Source organism: Frateuria sp. GZRR35, assembly GCF_051900415.1.
Classification (GTDB): domain Bacteria; phylum Pseudomonadota; class Gammaproteobacteria; order Xanthomonadales; family Rhodanobacteraceae; genus Frateuria_A.
In genome coordinates this window covers 80,882-98,403 of the sequence record NZ_JBHZGL010000011.1, presented here as the reverse complement: position 1 = coordinate 98,403, position 17,522 = coordinate 80,882, and the positions used below count along the sequence as shown (strand labels likewise).

Annotated in this window: 19 protein-coding genes; 13 read left to right on the top strand and 6 right to left on the bottom strand. The window is 69.6% G+C overall.

Annotated elements, in window-relative coordinates; all coding sequences use genetic code 11:
* Positions 1 to 86 precede the first annotated feature (86 nt).
* Positions 87 to 455, top strand: a complete 369-nt coding sequence (locus ACFWZ3_RS13315) for a VOC family protein (RefSeq protein WP_209616806.1) — start codon at positions 87 to 89, stop codon at positions 453 to 455.
* Here the strand turns inward: ACFWZ3_RS13315 and ACFWZ3_RS13310 are convergent.
* On the bottom strand, positions 452 to 1,300 hold the full coding sequence (locus tag ACFWZ3_RS13310; protein WP_439708199.1) for a helix-turn-helix domain-containing protein: 849 nt from the start codon (positions 1,298 to 1,300) through the stop codon (positions 452 to 454). The genes ACFWZ3_RS13315 and ACFWZ3_RS13310 overlap by 4 nt on opposite strands.
* 145 nt (positions 1,301 to 1,445) lie before the next feature.
* Between ACFWZ3_RS13310 and ACFWZ3_RS13305 the strand changes: the two genes are divergently transcribed.
* The 9 genes from ACFWZ3_RS13305 (at position 1,446) to ACFWZ3_RS13265 (ending at position 9,456) form a co-directional block, all read left to right on the top strand.
* A complete protein-coding gene (locus ACFWZ3_RS13305) occupies positions 1,446 to 1,598 on the top strand; it encodes a hypothetical protein (RefSeq protein ID WP_439708198.1) in 153 nt (50 codons plus the stop codon).
* Positions 1,599 to 1,645: 47 nt separating this feature from the next.
* On the top strand, positions 1,646 to 2,272 hold the full coding sequence (locus tag ACFWZ3_RS13300; protein WP_439708197.1) for an HAD hydrolase-like protein: 627 nt from the start codon (positions 1,646 to 1,648) through the stop codon (positions 2,270 to 2,272).
* 310 nt (positions 2,273 to 2,582) lie between these two features.
* Positions 2,583 to 3,710, top strand: coding sequence for a DmsE family decaheme c-type cytochrome (locus ACFWZ3_RS13295; protein WP_439708196.1), 1,128 nt, complete (start codon positions 2,583 to 2,585; stop codon positions 3,708 to 3,710).
* A 26-nt stretch (positions 3,711 to 3,736) separates the two neighbouring features.
* The gene (locus ACFWZ3_RS13290; RefSeq protein WP_439708195.1) at positions 3,737 to 6,328 is read left to right on the top strand and encodes an MtrB/PioB family outer membrane beta-barrel protein; all 2,592 of its coding nucleotides are present in this window, start codon (positions 3,737 to 3,739) and stop codon (positions 6,326 to 6,328) included.
* Between the two features lie 10 nt (positions 6,329 to 6,338).
* Entirely contained in the window at positions 6,339 to 7,067 is a 729-nt protein-coding gene (locus ACFWZ3_RS13285; protein ID WP_439708194.1) for a c-type cytochrome, read from the top strand.
* A gap of 62 nt (positions 7,068 to 7,129) precedes the next feature.
* Positions 7,130 to 7,303 (top strand): hypothetical protein, encoded by a 174-nt coding sequence (locus ACFWZ3_RS13280; RefSeq protein WP_439708193.1) that lies wholly within the window; start codon positions 7,130 to 7,132, stop codon positions 7,301 to 7,303.
* A 119-nt stretch (positions 7,304 to 7,422) separates the two neighbouring features.
* Positions 7,423 to 8,253, top strand: coding sequence for a helix-turn-helix domain-containing protein (locus ACFWZ3_RS13275; protein WP_439708192.1), 831 nt, complete (start codon positions 7,423 to 7,425; stop codon positions 8,251 to 8,253).
* Positions 8,254 to 8,424: 171 nt separating this feature from the next.
* Complete coding sequence (locus ACFWZ3_RS13270; protein WP_231323874.1) at positions 8,425 to 8,580, top strand: hypothetical protein; 156 nt, start codon at positions 8,425 to 8,427, stop codon at positions 8,578 to 8,580.
* Positions 8,581 to 8,688: 108 nt separating this feature from the next.
* Entirely contained in the window at positions 8,689 to 9,456 is a 768-nt protein-coding gene (locus ACFWZ3_RS13265; protein ID WP_439708191.1) for an isocitrate lyase/PEP mutase family protein, read from the top strand.
* A 63-nt stretch (positions 9,457 to 9,519) separates the two neighbouring features.
* On the opposite strand, the gene ACFWZ3_RS13260 is transcribed toward ACFWZ3_RS13265, so the two are convergent.
* From ACFWZ3_RS13260 to ACFWZ3_RS13245, 4 genes are all read right to left on the bottom strand, one after another.
* On the bottom strand, positions 9,520 to 10,932 hold the full coding sequence (locus ACFWZ3_RS13260; RefSeq protein WP_439708190.1) for an FAD/NAD(P)-binding protein: 1,413 nt from the start codon (positions 10,930 to 10,932) through the stop codon (positions 9,520 to 9,522).
* A 324-nt stretch (positions 10,933 to 11,256) separates the two neighbouring features.
* Positions 11,257 to 12,054: a helix-turn-helix domain-containing protein gene (locus ACFWZ3_RS13255; RefSeq protein WP_439708189.1), complete on the bottom strand. Its 798-nt coding sequence runs from the start codon at positions 12,052 to 12,054 to the stop codon at positions 11,257 to 11,259.
* Positions 12,055 to 12,449: 395 nt separating this feature from the next.
* Positions 12,450 to 13,286 carry an alpha/beta fold hydrolase gene (locus tag ACFWZ3_RS13250; protein ID WP_439708188.1) on the bottom strand — a complete coding sequence of 279 codons (837 nt, stop codon included), beginning with the start codon at positions 13,284 to 13,286 and terminating at the stop codon, positions 12,450 to 12,452.
* 52 nt (positions 13,287 to 13,338) lie between these two features.
* Entirely contained in the window at positions 13,339 to 13,707 is a 369-nt protein-coding gene (locus tag ACFWZ3_RS13245; protein WP_439708187.1) for a nuclear transport factor 2 family protein, read from the bottom strand.
* Positions 13,708 to 13,855: 148 nt separating this feature from the next.
* Here ACFWZ3_RS13245 and ACFWZ3_RS13240 point away from each other — a divergent pair, with 148 nt between their 5' ends.
* Together ACFWZ3_RS13240 and tsaB are read left to right on the top strand one after the other, a co-directional pair.
* Positions 13,856 to 14,173: a hypothetical protein gene (locus ACFWZ3_RS13240; protein ID WP_439708186.1), complete on the top strand. Its 318-nt coding sequence runs from the start codon at positions 13,856 to 13,858 to the stop codon at positions 14,171 to 14,173.
* A 170-nt stretch (positions 14,174 to 14,343) separates the two neighbouring features.
* Positions 14,344 to 15,039 (top strand): tRNA (adenosine(37)-N6)-threonylcarbamoyltransferase complex dimerization subunit type 1 TsaB, encoded by a 696-nt coding sequence (tsaB, locus tag ACFWZ3_RS13235; RefSeq protein ID WP_439708185.1) that lies wholly within the window; start codon positions 14,344 to 14,346, stop codon positions 15,037 to 15,039.
* A gap of 67 nt (positions 15,040 to 15,106) precedes the next feature.
* Here tsaB and ACFWZ3_RS13230 read toward each other — a convergent pair whose 3' ends face one another.
* Positions 15,107 to 16,126 (bottom strand): YeiH family protein, encoded by a 1,020-nt coding sequence (locus ACFWZ3_RS13230; RefSeq protein WP_439708184.1) that lies wholly within the window; start codon positions 16,124 to 16,126, stop codon positions 15,107 to 15,109.
* Positions 16,127 to 16,218: 92 nt separating this feature from the next.
* On the opposite strand from ACFWZ3_RS13230, the gene ACFWZ3_RS13225 reads away from it, so the two are divergent.
* On the top strand, positions 16,219 to 17,097 hold the full coding sequence (locus tag ACFWZ3_RS13225) for a LysR substrate-binding domain-containing protein (protein WP_439708183.1): 879 nt from the start codon (positions 16,219 to 16,221) through the stop codon (positions 17,095 to 17,097).
* Positions 17,098 to 17,522: the final 425 nt, after the last annotated feature.

Genomic DNA, 17,522 nt, shown 5'->3' with positions numbered 1-17,522 from the left:
GCTGGCCGGGGCGCATGACTGTGGCGCACTATTCTCCGACGCCTGGAACGGCCGCACCCGCGGCCGTCGGCGGACGGGGAGTTGACATGGCCAAGGTCATCGGACTGGGTGGGATCTTCTTCAAGTCGCGCGATCCGGCCGCGCTGACCGCGTGGTACGCGCGGCACCTGGGCATGGAACCGGAGGCGTGGGGCGGTGTGCGTTTCCAGGAGGACGCCTCGCGACCGGGCTACCTGCTGTGGACGCCGTTTCCCGCCGACACCACCTACTTCCAGCCGAGCCAGCAGGCCTACATGGTCAACTTCCGCGTCGATGACCTCGCCGGTTTGCTGGAGCGGCTGCGCGCCGAGGGCGTCGAGGTGGACGAGCGTGTGGACCAGAGCGAGTTCGGCGCGTTCGGCTGGATCATGGACCCCGAAGGCAACCGCATCGAACTCTGGCAACCGCCCGCCTAGGCCGGGTCCGCCGCGGCGACGGGTTTGCGCGGGCGGCCTGCGGCGTCTTCGGGGACCAGCATCGTCGGCGCCAGGCCGAACATGCGTCGGCAGGTGCGGCTCAAATGGGCCGAATCGGCGAAGCCGGCCTGCTGCGCGGCATCGGTCCACGAGCCGCCGCCCAGGCCGCGCGCCACCGCGAAACCCACCCGTGCCCACAGCAGGTAGGCGCGGAAGGAGATCCCGGTCTGCGCCACGAACAGGTGCCGGAAGCGGCTCGGCGACAGATGCGCCAGCGCGGCTGCCTGCGCGAGCGTGAGTTCGGCACCGGGCTGGTCGCGCACGCGGTCCAGCACGACCGCGATGCGCCGGTCGACGGCTTGCGGGCCCGCGGGCGTGGCTGCCAGGTGCTCGACCACCCGCTGCGCGGCCTCGATCAGCGCCTGGTCGGTCCCGCGCGCCTCGAACACGGCGTGCAACGCGGCGGCGAGGGCGGCCAGGGCGTCGTCGTCGGACAGCAGGCTGACGTCGTGTCCGCCATGGCGCGCGAGCAAGGCGCGGCCGGCCTTCGTCTCCGGTTCGACGAACACCATCGCCACCGGCTGGCCGCAACCATCGAAGACGTGCCCGCGATCGGGCATCACGATGGCTGCCAGGGTTTCGCGCCACGCCGCTTCGCCCGCGCCGCGGATGCGGATCGGTTGCGCCGCGGCGAGCGTGATCTGGATGGCATGGTGGCTGTGCGGCTGCACCTGGCCGGTGTCGCGACCGACCCAGACGCTCGTGCCCTTCCACAGCAACACCCGGCCGACGCCTCCTGCGGCACGGCCGGATACGGCCTGGCTGGCTGCCATGGCAGGGGACATTGCGGCCTCCGCGTCGTTATCCGGGAACCTGCGAAGGTTAGCCCTTCGGTTCAAGCCGGCGGTAGGGGTGCTGCGGACAATGGCGCCACGGATCGAGCATCCGTACCCCTACCCACGTACCTTCTACCCAATGAGGACACCACCCATGAACACCACCGGCACCTTCGCCTGCCGCTGCGCCAACTGCGCCGGCGCCACCTGCACCTGCGGTTGCCAGGCCGCCCCGGCCAGCCAGACCGGTTGCGGTTGCGGCTGCGGCATCGGCCAGCCCTGCCGCTGCGGCGAGCCGAACGCCTGACCCTCCCATCGGCGGCGTGCCCGCGCACGCCGCCCACGGTGGCAGCCATGACTTACGACCTGATCATCTTCGACCTGGACGGCACGCTGGCCGACTCCTTCCCGTTCTTCGTGAGCGTCCACAACCACCTGGCCGATCGCCACGGCTTCCGCCGCATCCAGCCGGCGGAAATCGAGCCGCTGCGCACGCTGTCCGCACGTGAGGTGATGCGGCACGTGGGCCTGCCGCGCTGGAAGCTCCCGCTGGTGGCGCGCAGCTTCGTGCGACTGATGCGCGAGGCGGACGTGCGGCTGTTCGATGGCGTGGGCGATGCCCTGGACAGCCTGCATCGGCGGGGCGCGGCGATCGCGCTGGTTTCCTCCAACGCCAGCGACAACTGCCGCCGGATCCTCGGCGACGATCACTGGCGACGGCTGGCGCACGTCGAATGCGGCGCCTCGATCTTCGGCAAGCGCCGGCGCATAGCGCGCGTGCTCGGAAAGACCGGCATCCCGCCGCGGCGCGCCATCTACATTGGCGACCAGATCACCGATGCCGAGGCGGCGCGCGCCGCTGGCGTGGCGTTCGGCGCGGTCGCCTGGGGATACGGAACACCGCAATCGATGCAGCGGCTGCAGCCCGAACATCTGTTCCACCACACCGACGATCTGGCCATGCTGGCGCCGCCCTTGTAGGAGCCCGCTTGCGGGCGATGCTCTTCCGGGGACCCCGCCAAAAGGCATCGCCCGCAAGCGGGCTCCTACAAGGGCAGGTGCACGACCCGCGTCCCATGCAACCCCGGCGCCGTCAACGCGCACTTACCGTGGGTTCCGCCGGCAGGCGCCCGCGTCGGCCGCCGGAACTGTCCGACCCGCTTGCATCCACGCTTCACGCCTGAGGGGCTATTGGCCTCCGGCGGCGGTTGCAGGCGCCGCCGTGCCGGGCTCCCGTCGGGGGGTAGGGGCCCGCGTCGCAGGTTCTCGCCAGCCATCGGGGATGCCAGCCATGCGTGCCATACCGGTTTCGTTCGCGGCCGTGCTGTCCGTCGCAGTGGCGTTCGGCGGCGTGCTCTGGTCGGCAGCCGAAGCGCAATCGACGCCGCAGGCCGCGCCGGCACCGGCCGCAAGCCAGCCCTCCAGTGCGCTGACCCCGTCCGACATCGCGCGCATGCTGCCGGCCACCGACATGGGCGCCGGCGATTTCCGCAGGGACAACCCGCACCTGCGCCAGGTCGAGACGGGCCCCGCCACCCCATTCGACGCCGCGCCCATTCCAGGCAACCCGCTCGCGCCCGAGGCCGATCCGGTCGGTGCGAAAACTTGCATCGCCTGCCATTCGCTCGAGGCCATGCACGCCGCGCACTCGCTGCACGTCCAGGCGTTCAATGCCGGCGCCGCCCGCAGCGGTCCGCAGGCGGCGTGCGAAAGCTGTCACGGCCCCGGTTCCGAGCACGCGAAAAACCCGACCGAACCCGGCGCGATCATCGCCTTCACCCACGACGCCAAGACCGACGTGCACACCCAGACCACGGTCTGCCTGGGCTGCCACGCCGGCGGCGCGCGCCAGCACTGGCTCGGTTCGGTGCATGAGTCGCGCGGGCTCTCCTGCGCCGACTGCCACAACCCGATGGCACGCCTCTCGCCCGAGGGCGTGCTGGCCAAGCCCTCGATCAACGAGGTCTGCGCCACCTGCCACAAGGACATCATGGCCAAGTTCAATCGGCGCTCGCACATGCCGCTGCCGGAAGGGCAGATGGCCTGCACCGACTGCCACAATCCGCACGGCACGCTGACCCGCCCGCTGCTCAAGACCGACACGGTCAACGAGACCTGCTACGGCTGCCACGCCGAGAAGCGCGGCCCGTTCCTGTTCGAGCACGCGCCGGTGCGCGAGAGCTGCCTCAACTGCCACGACCCGCACGGCTCCAACCAGCAGACCCTGCTGGTCGCGCCCGTGCCGATGCTGTGCCAGCAGTGCCACACCATGACCCGCCATCCGAACGACCTGCAGGTGCCGACCAACCTCGGCCGCGGGCCGAACCCGGATGAGCGCCTGATGGGCCGCGCCTGCCTCACCTGCCACACCAACATCCACGGCTCGAACAACCCCTCGGGCTCGCGTTTCCACAAATAGGACGACCACGGGGGAGGAGCCACGCCATGTGCACCGTCCATCCGATGTCCCGCGCCATCCTCCTCGCGCTGCTGGCTGGCGCGCCACTGGCGCACGCCAGCGACAGCAGCGACACCATGCGCGTGGGCGACATGCAGTACGGCAACGGGCTCGACCCGCGCGGCTGGTCGCCGCTGATGACGCCCGATCCGGACGGCATGTCGTGGCTGCATCCGGACATGCTGCGCACGCCCAGCGGCGCGCTCTATCCGTACCCGTACGACCTCGCCGGCAAGCCGCTGGGGCAGAGTGGCGACTGGACCTATTGGGGCCTGCTGCAACTGGGCTACATCCACCTCGGCGGCGACCGCGACGCGGAGTTCTTCCGCCAGTACACCGACTGGAAGAACGGCGCCGCGCTGGGTCTGCTCGCGCTGGGCTTCGACAATCCGAAGACCGGCAGCTACGTGGAATTCCGCGGCAGCCGGATCAGTAGCAACGACCAGTACTACCGGCTGCGCGCCGGCCGCTACGGGCACTACAAGTTCCAGGCGTTCTACCGCGACATTCCGCATACGGTGTCGACCAGCGCCTTCCCGATCTGGGAGGGCATCGGCAGCAGCAATCTCACCCTGGTCCCCGGCCTCACGCCGGGCGGCAGCACCATCGCGGCCGTGCAGCAGGCCTCTGCCAGCGCGCCCCGACGCACCATCGCGCTGACCCGCACGCGCACCGGGCTGAGCCTGGAGGGCGAGCTCTACCGCGACTGGACCGGCTTCGCCTCGATCACCAGCGAGAAACGCGACGGTACGCGGCTGTGGGGCGGTCCGATGTTCTTCAATTTCCCGTTCTTCGACACGGGGGGATCCGCTTTCGGCGGCGACGGCGGCATCATGGAAACGGTCCGGCCGATCGACTTCACCACCACCGACATCAACATCGGCCTGCGCCGCGTCGGCAAGCTGTGGCACTTCAACGCGCTCTACAGCGGCTCGTTCTTCCGCGACCACAAGAGCTACCTGGACTACCAGAACCCGTTCCTGATCACCAACGTGATCGGCGTACCCAACGTCGCGCCGGTGATCAACGGCGAGTACTCGCTCGAACCGGACAACGACTACCACAACCTGCGCCTTGAAATCTCGCGCGAACTGAAGTGGCGCGGCGAACTTTCGCTGGCCGCCGCCTACGGCACCATGCGCCAGGACGACGCCCTGCTGCCGCCGGTCAACTGCACCGGCACGCTGGGCTTCGCCGCCGGGCCGCTGCAGCAACTGATTCCGTGCGACCTGTGGAACACGCCCGCGGCGCTCTCGCGCACGCATGCCAACGCGCGCATCGACACGCAGTTGTTCGATGCCAAGCTCACCTTCCACCCCGGTCGCAACTTCGGCTGGCACGCGGAGCTGCGCTACTACGACGAGGACAACAAGACCCGCTACCTCGCCTACAACCCGCTCACCGGGCAGTACGGCTACATCTCCGAGAACGGCGCGCAGGGCAGCGTGGTGCCGGGCGAGACGGGCATCTTCGACAACGGCTACTACGCGACCTCCAACGTGCAGATCGCCAGCGTGCCGTTCGGCTACCGCGACACGCTGCTGGAGCTCGGTGCCGACTGGAACGTCGGGGAGTCCGACTCGCTCAGCCTGGTCTACACCTTCGACCACAACCAGCCACGCCACCGCGAACGCACGCGGCTGGACGAGCAGCGCATCAAGCTCTCCTGGGTCAGTCGCTCGCTGGGCGATGCCACGCTGCGGGCGAGTTTCGAGTACGGCGACCGCAGCGGCGGCAGGTACAACTACGACCCGTACGAGGCCTACTACTCGAAGTCCCTGCCGGGCTTCGTCAACGCCGGAGGCATCCCGCCGCCCGCGTTCACCGTCGACGCCATGCGCAAGTACGACATAAGCGACCGCAAGGAAACCAAGGCGCGGGTGATCCTGATCTACCCGCTGGGCGACACCAGCACCGTCTCGGCGACCTTCTACGGCAGCCGCGACCAGTACGACGCGCTGGTCGGGCGGCAGGACACGCGCAGCACCGGCTTCACCGGCGAGTGGGACTGGCAGCCGGGGCCGAACACCAACGCCAGCGTCTACGTCGGCGCCGAAACCACGAAGCTCAAGCTCGCCAACGTGGCCGACAACGAATCGGTCGTGGGCGGCGTCGGCCGCGACGATCCCACTTTCGGCGGACCGCTCTATCCACTGGAAAACTACTGGCACGACCTGGACCGCGAACGCGACTACAACGCCGGCATCACCTTCGCGCACGACTTCGGGCGGGTGAAGCTGGACCTGGCCTGGAACTACACCCAGTCGCTCTCGCAGCTCGACTACGACCTCGCCTCGCCCGGCGCGCTGACGTTTCCCGACGCCGCGCCGCTGCTCACCGGCGCCTTCCCCGACAACCACTACCGCTCGAGCACCTTCGACGCGGGCCTGAGCTTCCCGGTGACGCAGAACGTCGGCGTGCGACTGTTCGGCCGCTACCAGAGCGGCAGCTTCCTCGACTGGCACTACCTGGGCTTCGACGACACGCTGGTCTACGACCACCGCGTCTACACCGACCGCGGCCCGCAGCTGCATTACCGCGTCACGCTGGTCGGCGCCATGCTCAGCATCAAGCTGTGAGGGCATCCGCATGAACCATCCACTGCTCCCGCTGCTTTCTATCTTGGCGCTCGTCAGCCTTTCGCTTTCCGCGCACGCCCAGGCCCAGGCCCAGGCCGAAGCGGCGCCGGCCGCCGCGCCCGCCGCTGCGTCGTCGGCGTTCCTCGACCTGCGTGGACAAACGCCCATTCAGGGCGACGCGAGCGCCGGCGCCACCAAGGCGACCGTGTGCGCGGCCTGCCACGGCCTGCAGGGCATCGCCATCGCGCCCAACTTTCCCAACCTCGCCGGGCAGTCGGCGACCTACCTGTACGTGCAACTGAAGGCGTTCCACCAGGGCCAGCGTAGCGACCCCATCATGAGCGGGCAGGCCGCGCCGCTCGGCGACACCGACATGCGCGATCTCGCCAGCCACTTCGCCTCGCTCGCGCCCAAGCCCGCCGGCGCGGCCGACCACAGCGCACGGGGCGCGCAGTTGTTCCTGACCGGCGACCCGGACCGCGGCATCCCGCCGTGCCAGGGCTGCCACGGCAGCGACGCGCTCGGACCCCGCGTGCAGCCGGTCCGCTCGCCGCACCCGCCCTGGTCGACCATTCCGCGCCTGCGCGGGCAGTCGGCGATCTACCTCACCAAGCGGCTGAGCGACTTCCGCAACGGCATCCAGCCCGGCACCAGCAACACACGGATCATGGAAGGCGTGGCCCGCACACTGGACGACGACGACGTGCAGGCGCTGGCGGCCTACCTTTCCAGTCTCTAGGGCCATGGCTGTGCAGCCGGCGGCGTCATGGCACTCTCATGCGCCATGACCCGGCGCGTGCCATGAGAACGATCGAACTCACGGAGAAGGAATCCGCTTATCTGCTCGTCGCGTTGAAGCAGTACGAAACCCGGTTGCTGTCTGTCGGCGAGGGCGAGATGGCCGATCGAGCGGGCGACCTGATCTTCGTCCAGGCACTACAGCGGAAAATCAAGAAAGCCGGGTCGGAACGTTGAGGTGCGGCGCGGGCCTTGCGGTGGTGCGGGTGACCGTGGGTCGTGGCTGATCCGGGCCGTTGTCGCGAAGCACTGGAAGGGCGCGGTAATCTGCGGACCTTCCCGCCGCGGCGCGCGCCATGCCGGATTTCCAGATTCACAGCCTGCTCTCGACCCCGCTGGTCGACGTGCGCGACGTGATCTGTGCGGGCACCTGCAGGCACAGGGGCGAGGTCGAGCGCACCAGCCGCACGCACCTGGTCTTTCCCTATCGCGGCACCTACGTGCGGCATGTCGGCAGCGACGATGCGGTGGCCGATGCCAGCCAGGTGCTGTTCTTCAACGCGGGCGAGGACTACCAGGTCAGCCATCCGAATCCGGGCGGGGATGCCAGCCTGTCGATGACGCTGGACGAGGGGCTGCTGCGCGAGATCGCGCCGGCCGAGCTGGTGTATCCGGACGAGCCGCTGCGCTTTCGCCAATCGCGCTTGCGCATCGATCCGCGGGCGCAGGCGCTGGTGGCGCTGCTGCGCCACTCGCTGCGCGAGGGCGTCGCCGAGCCGTTGGAGGGCGAGAGCCTGACGCTGACCCTGGTGCACCGCGCCCTCGCGCCGCGCACCACCCACGCGGCCGCCTCCAGCCACGGCCGCCAGCGGCTGGTCGACCGCGCCAAGCTGGTGCTTTCGAGCGACCTGGCGCGGCGCTGGACGCTGGCCGAGGTGGCGGCGGAAGTCGGCGTGTCGGCGGTCTACCTCACCCAGAGCTTCCGCCAGGTCGAGGGCGTGCCGTTGTACCGTTACCAGTTGCGCCTGCGCCTGGCGCGCGCGCTGGACCTGTTGCGCGACTACGACGACCTCGCCGCGCTGGGCGTGGATCTGGGTTTCTCCAGTCACAGCCACTTCAGCGCTGCCTTCCAGAAGATGTACGGGCGCACGCCCAGCGAGTTCCGGCAGATCGCGATGCATCGCTGATCGCTAAAGTTTTCGACAGCCGCCGCAGCGCGCCCGGGGTCTACTGATCACTCCCAGCCCGGGCGACACCCGGCCTTCGTTGCGCGCAATCCCTCACCGTGGTCCCGAGCGCGTTGTGGTTACCCGAAAACGAATGGACGGGCCCTTCGACAATAGCTAGGAGGATCTGACATGAGCGAGCGAACCTGCGCCGCGTGCGATTACCCGCTGGACGAAAACGCCATCCAGGTGCGGATCGGCGGACAGACCGTTGAGGTCTGTTGCGACGACTGCGCCGTCAAGCTGAAGGAGGCGCACGCCTCCGCCATGGCGTCGAAGCCGGCGTGATGCCGGCCCTGGACCGCGCCGCCGGACCCGGCGGTGCGGCTCCCCTCCCCACGCATGCGCGGCTTCCCATCCAATGCACGCCGCGTGCGACCCTCGATGGAGTGACAAATGACTTCGCAGAACGACAAGGCCCGGCTGTTCCATTCCCTACACGTGAAAGGCCAGCCGCTGGTGCTGTTCAACGCCTGGGACGCTGGCAGCGCGCGCGTAGTCGCCCAGGCCGGCGCCGCGGCGATCGCCACCGGCAGCTGGTCGGTCGCGGGCGCGAATGGTTTCGAGGATGGCGAACACATGCCGTTCCCGCTCGCCCTGGATAACCTGCGCCGCATCGTCGGCGCGGTCACGCAGCCGGTGACGATCGACCTGGAAAGCGGGTACGGCGAAGCGCCCGACGAAGTCGGCGCCGCCGTCGCCGCGGCGCTGCGCGGCGGTGCGGTCGGTTGCAACCTGGAAGACAGTTTTCCCGCCAACGGCCACCTGCGCGATACCGCCGCGCAAGTCCAGCGTCTCGCCGCCGCGCGCACGGCGGCAGACGAGTGCGGCGTGGCGATGTTCATCAACGCGCGCACGGACGTGTTCTTCCAGAAACCCGCCGCCGAGCACGACATGGCGATGGTCGAGGATGCACTGAAGCGCGCCCGTGCCTACGCTGACGCTGGCGCGAGCGGGCTGTTCGTCCCCGGCGTGGTTGCCGAACACCTGATTGCCCGCCTGGCCGAAGCCTCGCCACTGCCGGTCAACGTCATGGTCACGCCCGGTGTACCCGCTCGGGCGCGCCTTGCCGACCTCGGCGTGGCGCGCATCAGCCACGGCCCCGGGCCCTGGCGTGGTGCGATGCAGTGGCTGGCCGAGGCGGCCAGGGCCGCCATGGTGTGACGCTCCGAGGGTGGGCTTCAGCCCACGGCTCTCAGTCCGAACATCGGTGGGCTGAAGCCCACCCTACGGGGCTATGGCGGGGCGCGCAGCCATGGCACTTTCGCGTGATGGCTGCGCATCCGCCGCCGCCAGCCGGCGAGCCAGTTGCTGCGCAGCCACGCGGATCTCGGCCATTGCGCTGCACTCCCACAGGTTCCCGCGCAGCAACGCGCCGATCGCGTACAGCCCTACCTGCAACTCGCCACGGGCGTTGAGCAATTGGCCGTCCGGATGCGCGGCCACGCCCAGCTGCAGCGGATCGGGCGTGGCCAGCCCATCGCGCAGCAATCGCGAAAGTAGCGTGTGCTCGGTGAACGCGACGGCGGTGTCCAGCCCGGTGGCCTGGATCACCAGGTCCGCGCGCAACGTGTCCAACTGCTGCGTGGCGCGGTGGCGCACACTGACCTGCAGCGGCCCGTGCCCGTCGACGCCCAGCACGCGCGCCGCGTGTACCTGTAGTCGACCTTGTTCACGCATCGCGTCCAGCGCCCTGGCGGAGGCTGGCGCGACGCGATGGCGTGCCGCTTCCCACAGCCAGCGCAGGTGGCGCAGGAACTGCCGCCGTTGCTTCCCATCCAGCCGCCGCCACAGGCGCGCATTGATCGGTCGCATGCCGTCGAGCAGGCTGCGCCAGTCGGTGTGTGGCGTCGCTTCGATGGCGGCGTGCACCTGCCTGAGCATGGCCAGCGGGCTGTCGCAGGCAAGCAGCGCGGTATTGAGCGCTGACTGCCGCGCGTACGGCGCCGACGGCAGCGCGGTGTGCTCGAACGGGAATCGCCCGTGGCGCGACAGCGCCACCAATTCGGCGGCCGGCCAGCGCTCGGCAGCGGAAAGCAACGTGTCGACCGCCGTGAGGCCGGTGCCGATCACCAGCACGCGGCGCGGCGCCGGTTCCTGCCGCGCGATCCGCCAGGGATCGAGCACATAGGCGCCGCTCTGCAGCGCCTCGCGCGACACCGCCTTCAGCGGCCGCGGCGCCAGCGCACCCAGCGCCAGCACCACCGCGTCGGCCTTGATCAGCACGCCGCTGGCCAGGCGCACTGCGTAACCGCCATCGCACAGCGGTTCGAGCTGCACTGCATCCTCGCCATGGATCTGGACATGCCGGCCCTGTTGCAGCGCCTGGTCCGTGCACGCTCGCACCTGCGCCTCGATGAAGTCCCCGAACAGGCGCCGCGGCAGGAAATCGTCCGCGCCAACGCCGTCGACCTGCTGCGCGGCGAATTGCTGGAACTCCCCATCGCTGCCCGCGAACAGACCCATCGCGTGCGCACGCACGTTGAGCAGGTGCCGGTCGCTGCCGGTGGCATAGGCCACGCCCCGCCCGGCCACCGGCCGGTCGCCAGTGATCCAATGCACGCGCGTGCCGCGCCGTAGCAGTTCGCCGAAAAGCGAGGCGCCCGCGGCGCCTCCACCAATGATCGCAATGTCAGCCATACGCACTCCTGTCGGGGACAACCCGGCAGCGCCCTGCCACGGGCAGAGCGGGAACGGGGTGGGAAAGGGAGAGTGCGCGCGACCGGAGGGTCACGCGCCGCGGGCAGGGCGCTCCGTCAATGCCAAAGGCGGCACGCAACCGCGCATCGCCGCAGTGCCTGCCTGCGCATGAACTGCCGTGTGAGTCGTCGTCTGCATGAGGCTCACCCTGGACTGGTGGGTTGGAGCGTACTCGAACACAGCATTCGTTAAGGAACGGCTAGGAGCTCGCAAGGAACGGGTTGGCCGCGTCGATGACGGATCCTGGACATCGTCCAGAACGGATCACCCGGCCATTGCCCGCAGCCGTTCCGCGGTCGCCGTATCGGCAGGCACGAACGCTTCCAGTGCCAGCTCCGCCAGTGTGATGTCCACCGGCGTGCCGAACACGGTGGTGGTGCTGAGCATGGCAAGCACGTGGCCGTCGACCTCCAGTTGCATCGGCACGGCGATGGACGAGGCGACGTCGGCGTCCAGCGTACCTTCGGGCACGGGCAGCGCCTGCAGTTCGCGCAGCAAAGCGATCAGCTGCGGGTCGTGGCTGGCGTCGATCTGCTGGCGCAGGCGGTGCAGCAGGTGCGCGCGCCACTGGCCGAGATTGCGGATGCGGGGAGCGAGGCCGGCTGGGTGCAGGCTCAGGCGCAACACGTTGACCGGCGGGTGAAGCAACTCCGGTGCGACGCCGCCGAGCAGGCGCAGCGTCGCCTGGTTGCTGGCCACCAGTTGCCAGTAGCGGTCCACCGCGAGCGCGGGATAGGGCTCCAGGCCCTTGAGCAGCAGGTCGATGGTGGCGCGGGCGGTGGCGAGCGCGGGGTCGTCGAGCGCGCGCTCGCGGAAGGCCGGCGCGAAGCCGGCGGCGACCAGCAGGGCGTTGCGCTCGCGCAGCGGCACGTCCAGGTAGTCGGCCAGGTGCAGGATCATGTCGCGGCTCGGGTTGGCGCGCCCGGATTCGACAAAGCTCAGGTGGCGCGTGGAGATCTCCGCGCCGGTGGCCAGGTCCAGTTGCGAGAGCCGGCGGTGGCGGCGCCATTCGCGCAGCAGGTCGCCGATGGGGCGCTGGGTGTCGAGGGCTTGGGCGTTCATGGCATCCATGATGCTGTAGGAGCGCACCCTGTGGGCGACCGCCACGTCGGGTTGCGCGGAATGGTGAGGATGCCGGTCGCGCCCAAGGGCGCTCCTACAGGTAGGGCGTTTCGCGGCTTGCGCATGAAGGCTTTGGGAGAAGCCGTTGGCCTTGCCCGGCGAGTTGTAGGAGCGCCCTTGGCGCGACCGCCATGTTGGGTTGCGCGGGATGGTGGGGTTGCCGGTCGCGCCCAAGGGCGCTCCTACAGGGGCGGGCGTTTCGCGGTTTGCGCATGAAGACCTTGGGAGAAGGCGTTGGCGTTGCCTGGCGAGGTTGCAGGAGCGCCCTTGAGCGCGACCGCCATGCCGGGCTGCGTGGGATGGTGAGCTTGCCGCTCGCGCACCAAGGTGCGCCCCTATAAGGGGCAGGCCGGCTGTAGTTCGGTCTCGCGCAGGAACGTGCCCATGTCCTCCACCAACCGCTCGAGATGCGTGTGGTAGAGCCCGTGCGGTGCGCCGGCGTATTCGATGTAGCGGCTCTGCGGCACCCGTGCGGCGACGTCACGGCCTTGCTCCACCGGTTCGCTGACGTCGCGGTCGCCATGGATCACCAGCAGCGGCACGTCGATGGTGGCAAGTTCCGCGCGCTGGTCCACGCGCTTGGCGCGGAAGCATTCGACCAGCGCCTGCAGCGAGGCGTCGAGGATGATGTCGATGGTGTGCTGCACGAGCTGTGGCGTGGTGCCGGTCTCGGCGGGCAGGAAGAAGCCGTCGGCGCTGTCGGCCAGCCAGCGCGGCAGGTCGCCGCGGATGGCGGCGAGCACGGCCTCGGTGGTGGGCTCGTCCATGCTCCACGCCTCGCGGCTGCCTTCGGCGTAGCTGGGGGCGACCGGTGCCAGGAAGAGGGCACGTGCCACGCGGGCGCTGCCGTGGCGACTCAGGTAGCGGGTGGCTTCGCCAGTGGCCATCGAGTGCGCGACCAGCGTCGCCTCGCCCAAGTCCAGGTGTTCGAGCAGCTCGGCCACGTCGTCGGCCAGGCGATCGAGCCGGTAGCCCTGGCCCGGGTCGTCCGAGCGGCCGTGGCCGCGCCGGTCCAGCGCGATGCAGCGGTAACCGAGCGCGTTGAAGTGCAGCATGTGCCGCTGCCAGACGCGCGAATCGAGCGCCCACGAGGCGAGGAAGACGATCGGCTGGCCGTGGCCCCAGTCGCGATAGAAGAGCGTGGTGCCGTCGGTGGTGGTGAACTGGCTCATGGTGCGTCTCCGCAATGGGTAAGGGGAGCCGCCGTCCCTGGCGGCGGGGGACTCAGGCGGCCATCGGCACCTTGTCGAGGAAGCCATGCACGCGGCGGATGCGGCCCTCGTCCAGCTCGGCCACGTCGAAGCCGATCACCAGCGGCTCGTCGGCGCCGGGCGCGGCCAGGTGCCATTGGAAGCGCGCCACGTCGTGGTGGGCGTCGACCTCGCCGGCGAGGGTGAAGACGTGGCCGGGGAACATGCCCTGCACCGCGTCGATGGTCGTGTCGATGGCTTCCCAGCCGCGTGCCTGGGCCAGCGGATCGGTGTATGTGGCGTGCTCGGCGTAGACATCCTCGATCAGCGCGCGGCGGCGCAGCGGATCGGCTTCGTTCCAGGTGCGGATGTAGTTGGCGATCAGTTCGCGGGTGGCGTTCATGGCGGTGCTCCGTGGTGGGTGTGGACACAGCTTGCGGCCGCCGCCGCGGCGGGGCGATTACCTGGCAGGTAATGGAACGTTCCAGGCTTCTCGCCACCGCGACGCCGTGCGCCGGATGCTGGCCACCCGTGCAAAGGGAGCGAAGGCCATGAGCAGACAACGCAGCCCCGACGAATCCGAACGACGCGACGCGCGTCCACACGATGACGGCGCAGGCGCCGACCACCCCGCCGGCGAACCGGCACGGCCGGCCGGCACGGGTGGCGACGTCCGGCGTGACCGCCTGGACACCATCGAGTGGGCGGACGATCGCACGCGCGCGCTCGATCCCCATCATGGCGGCCTGGATGAAGCGCCCATGGAGGACCTGCTGGACGGTGGCGAAACGGACGCGGCCTATCGCAAGGAAGCCAGGCAGGTCACGCCGACGATCGATCCGGCGAGCGAGCGCGACGACGAGCGCTAGCACGGTGCCGTTGCGTCGTCCCGCCGACATCGCCGCTGCGCATGCCCTGAGGTGAAAACGCATCCGGTGGCCTGATTGCGCGCATCGTGCCCGGCCGGGCACGTGGCCTATCCCCAGCGGCGGGCGCGCTGGCGCGGCCCCTGCCGGCAGGGCGTGCGAGAATCTCTCGCATGAACCTGCTCGCCATCGAAACCAGCACCGAAAGCTGTTCCGTCGCGCTCGTGCACGGACAGGAAGTGATCGCCCGCAGCGAACTGGCGCCGCGCCGCCACGCCGAACTGGCGCTGCCGATGGCCGACGCACTGCTGGCCGAAGCCGGGCTGGGCCGGCACGCGCTGGATGCGATCGCCGTCGGTCGCGGGCCGGGCGCGTTCACCGGCGTGCGGCTGGGCGTGGCGTTGGCGCAGGGCATGGCGCTGGCGCTGGACCGGCCGGTGGTGCCGGTGTCCTCGCTGGCCGCGCTGGCGCTGGAGGCGCCGGAGGACGAGGCGACGATCCTTGCCGTGATCGACGCGCGCATGGGCGAGATCTATGCCGCCTGCTATCGCCGCGATGGCGAGGGCGGGCTGGTGGCGCTGGATGACGAGCGCGTCTGCCCGCCCGATGCGCTGGTGCTGCCGCAGGCCAAGGCGTGGAACGTGGTCGGCAGTGGTTGGGCCACGTACGCGCAGGCGCTTCGCGGTCATCTCACCGGTGAGTTGAAGCTGGCCGACGGTGAGTGCTACCCGCAGGCTCGCCACGTGGCCGAGCTGGCCGTGCGCGAATACCAGGCCGGCCGTGCCGTAGCGCCGGAGCAGGCCCTGCCGGTGTACCTGCGCGACAAGGTGGCGCTGACGCTGGCAGAACAGGGACGCGTCACGCCCTAGCTGCCGCGAACCCCGGCCAGCTCCGCGCTCACCGACCGAATGTCCTCGCCAGCCGGGCTTACGGCCCTCAAAGCTGCCCGATCGCCAACTGCACCAGCAGGCTGCTCACCGCCACCGCGACCCACACGCCGAACCCCAGCAGGATCGGCCGCGGGCCGCTGGAAATCATCCTGCGCAGGTTCGCCGACAGCCCGATCGCCGTCAGCGCCATGATGATCAGGAACTCCGCCAACTGGTGGATCAATGGCTGCACCGCCTCCGGCACCAGCCCCGCCGTGCGCACCGCCGAGGCGACCAGGAACCACAGGATGAACCAGGGAAAGATGCGCTTGAGGCTGAAGTCGGCGGCACCTTTCTTTTTTTCGCGCATCGCCACCATCACCGCCAGCGTGATGCACACCGGGATGATCAGCGTGGCGCGGGTGAGCTTGACGATGGTGGCGTAGTCGCCCGCCGCATGGCTGTAGCTGTAGCCGGCGGCGACGACCGACGAGGTGTCGTTGATCGCCGTGCCGGCCCACAGCCCGAAGCCGAGGTCCGACAGGTGCATCAGGTGCCCCAGCAACGGGAACAGCAGCACGGCCACCACGTTGAACAGGAAGATGGTGGAGATCGCGAACGCGGTGTCGTGTTCGTCGGGCTTGATGATCGGCGTCACCGCCGCGATCGCCGAGCCGCCGCAGATCGCCGTGCCCACGCCGATCAACACCTTCAACTGGTCATGCACGCCGAGCACCCGCCCCAGCCCCCACGCCGCGACGAAGGCCGCGCTCATGGTGATCAGCGTGACCGACAGCGATTCGAGGCCGGTCTTGGCCACCTGGTCGAGGCTGAGCCCGAAACCCAGCGCGATGATCGACCATTGCAACACCTGCTTGCCGGCGAACTGGATACCGGGCGTGAAACGCGCGCCGGGCGACACGGTGTTGCGCACCAGGATGCCGAACACGATGCCGATCACCGGCCCGCCGATCAGCGGCGCCAGATGGCCCAGCCACAACGCCACCAGCGCAATGACGAACGTGAGGCCCAGGCCGGGCAAGCGGGCGGACAGGGTGGGTGCGGGCGTGGCAGCGACGGTGGTCATGAAAGGCTCGGCTGGCGAAGTGCGCCCATTGTCGCTGTGCAATGCCATCAGCAAAACTTTGCATGTTTGATGATCGGTATAAGCTTGGTTGAATGCTCAACATCACACCCCGCCAGCTCGACGTGTTCGTGCAGACCGCCCTGCACGGCAGCCTGCGCGCCGCCGCCGAGCGCGTGCACCTGACCCAGCCGGCCGCCAGCATGGCGCTGGCGGAACTGGAGCGGCAGCTCGGCGCACCGCTGTTCGACCGCGAGCGGGGGCGGCTGCGCCTCAACCCACGCGGGCGTGAACTGCTGCCGCGCGCGCAGGAGCTGCTCGAGCGCCACGCGGAATTGGCCCGCTTCGGGCAGGGCGATGCGCAGGCGTTGGCGGGCGAGCTGCGCATCGGCGCCAGCAACACCGTCGGCAACTACCTGGTCGGCGAACTGCTGGGCGGCTTCGTGCGCGCGCAGCCACAGGTGGCGATCCGCCTGCGGGTGGCCAATACCGACACCATCGCCTCGCAGCTGCTCGACCATGCGCTGGACGTCGGCTGCGTCGAGGGCCCGGTTGCGCATCCGCAACTGGAACTTCGGCCCTGGCGCGAAGACCGGCTGCGCGTGTGTGCGGCGCCTGAGCACCCGCTGGCCCGCAAGCGTGCACTGAAGCCGGCGGACTTCGCCGGCGCGCGCTGGGTGCTGCGCGAACCGGGTTCGGCCACGCGCGCCACCACCGAGCGTGTGCTGGCACAGTTGCCGCCAGGCGAGACCGTGCTCGAGCTGGACCAGATCGAGGCAATCAAGCAGGCCGTCGCCGCCGGCCTCGGCATCGCCTGCCTGCCCGAGGTGGCGCTGGTCGACGCACTGGCGACCGGGCGGCTGGTCGCGCTGAAGACACCGTTCCTCGACCTCGGGCGTACGCTCTCGCTGTTGCTGCATCGCCAGAAATACCGCGGCGCGTTGCTGGAAGCCTTTCTGCAAACGGTCCGCTGACAAGGCAATCCTGCCCGCGCAGTCGCGGGGGCAAGGGTTCGGTTGTGCGGGTCGGCGTTGCTGCTGGACAGAAATGCCGCGGCGCGCTCCTGGAAGCCTTCCTGCCAACCGTCCGCTGACAAGTGAATCCTTCCCCCGCGCGCGGGGGAAGGTGCCCGAAGGGCGGATGGGGGAAGCCTTGCGAAAGACTTCCCCCGTCGATCCGGCCCAAGAGCGCCCCCATCCGCCTGTCGGCACCTTCCCCCGCGGTCGCGGGGGAAGGATTCGGGCGTGTGGGTCGAGGTCCTGCGAATAACGCGGCGCACCGCCGAGTGCTTTCCCGCCAACCGTCCGCTGACAAGTGAATCTTCCCTCGCAGTCGCGGGGGAAGGATTCGATTGTGTGTGTCGAGTCGCCTTTTGTAGGTACACGGCCTCTTTGCCGGT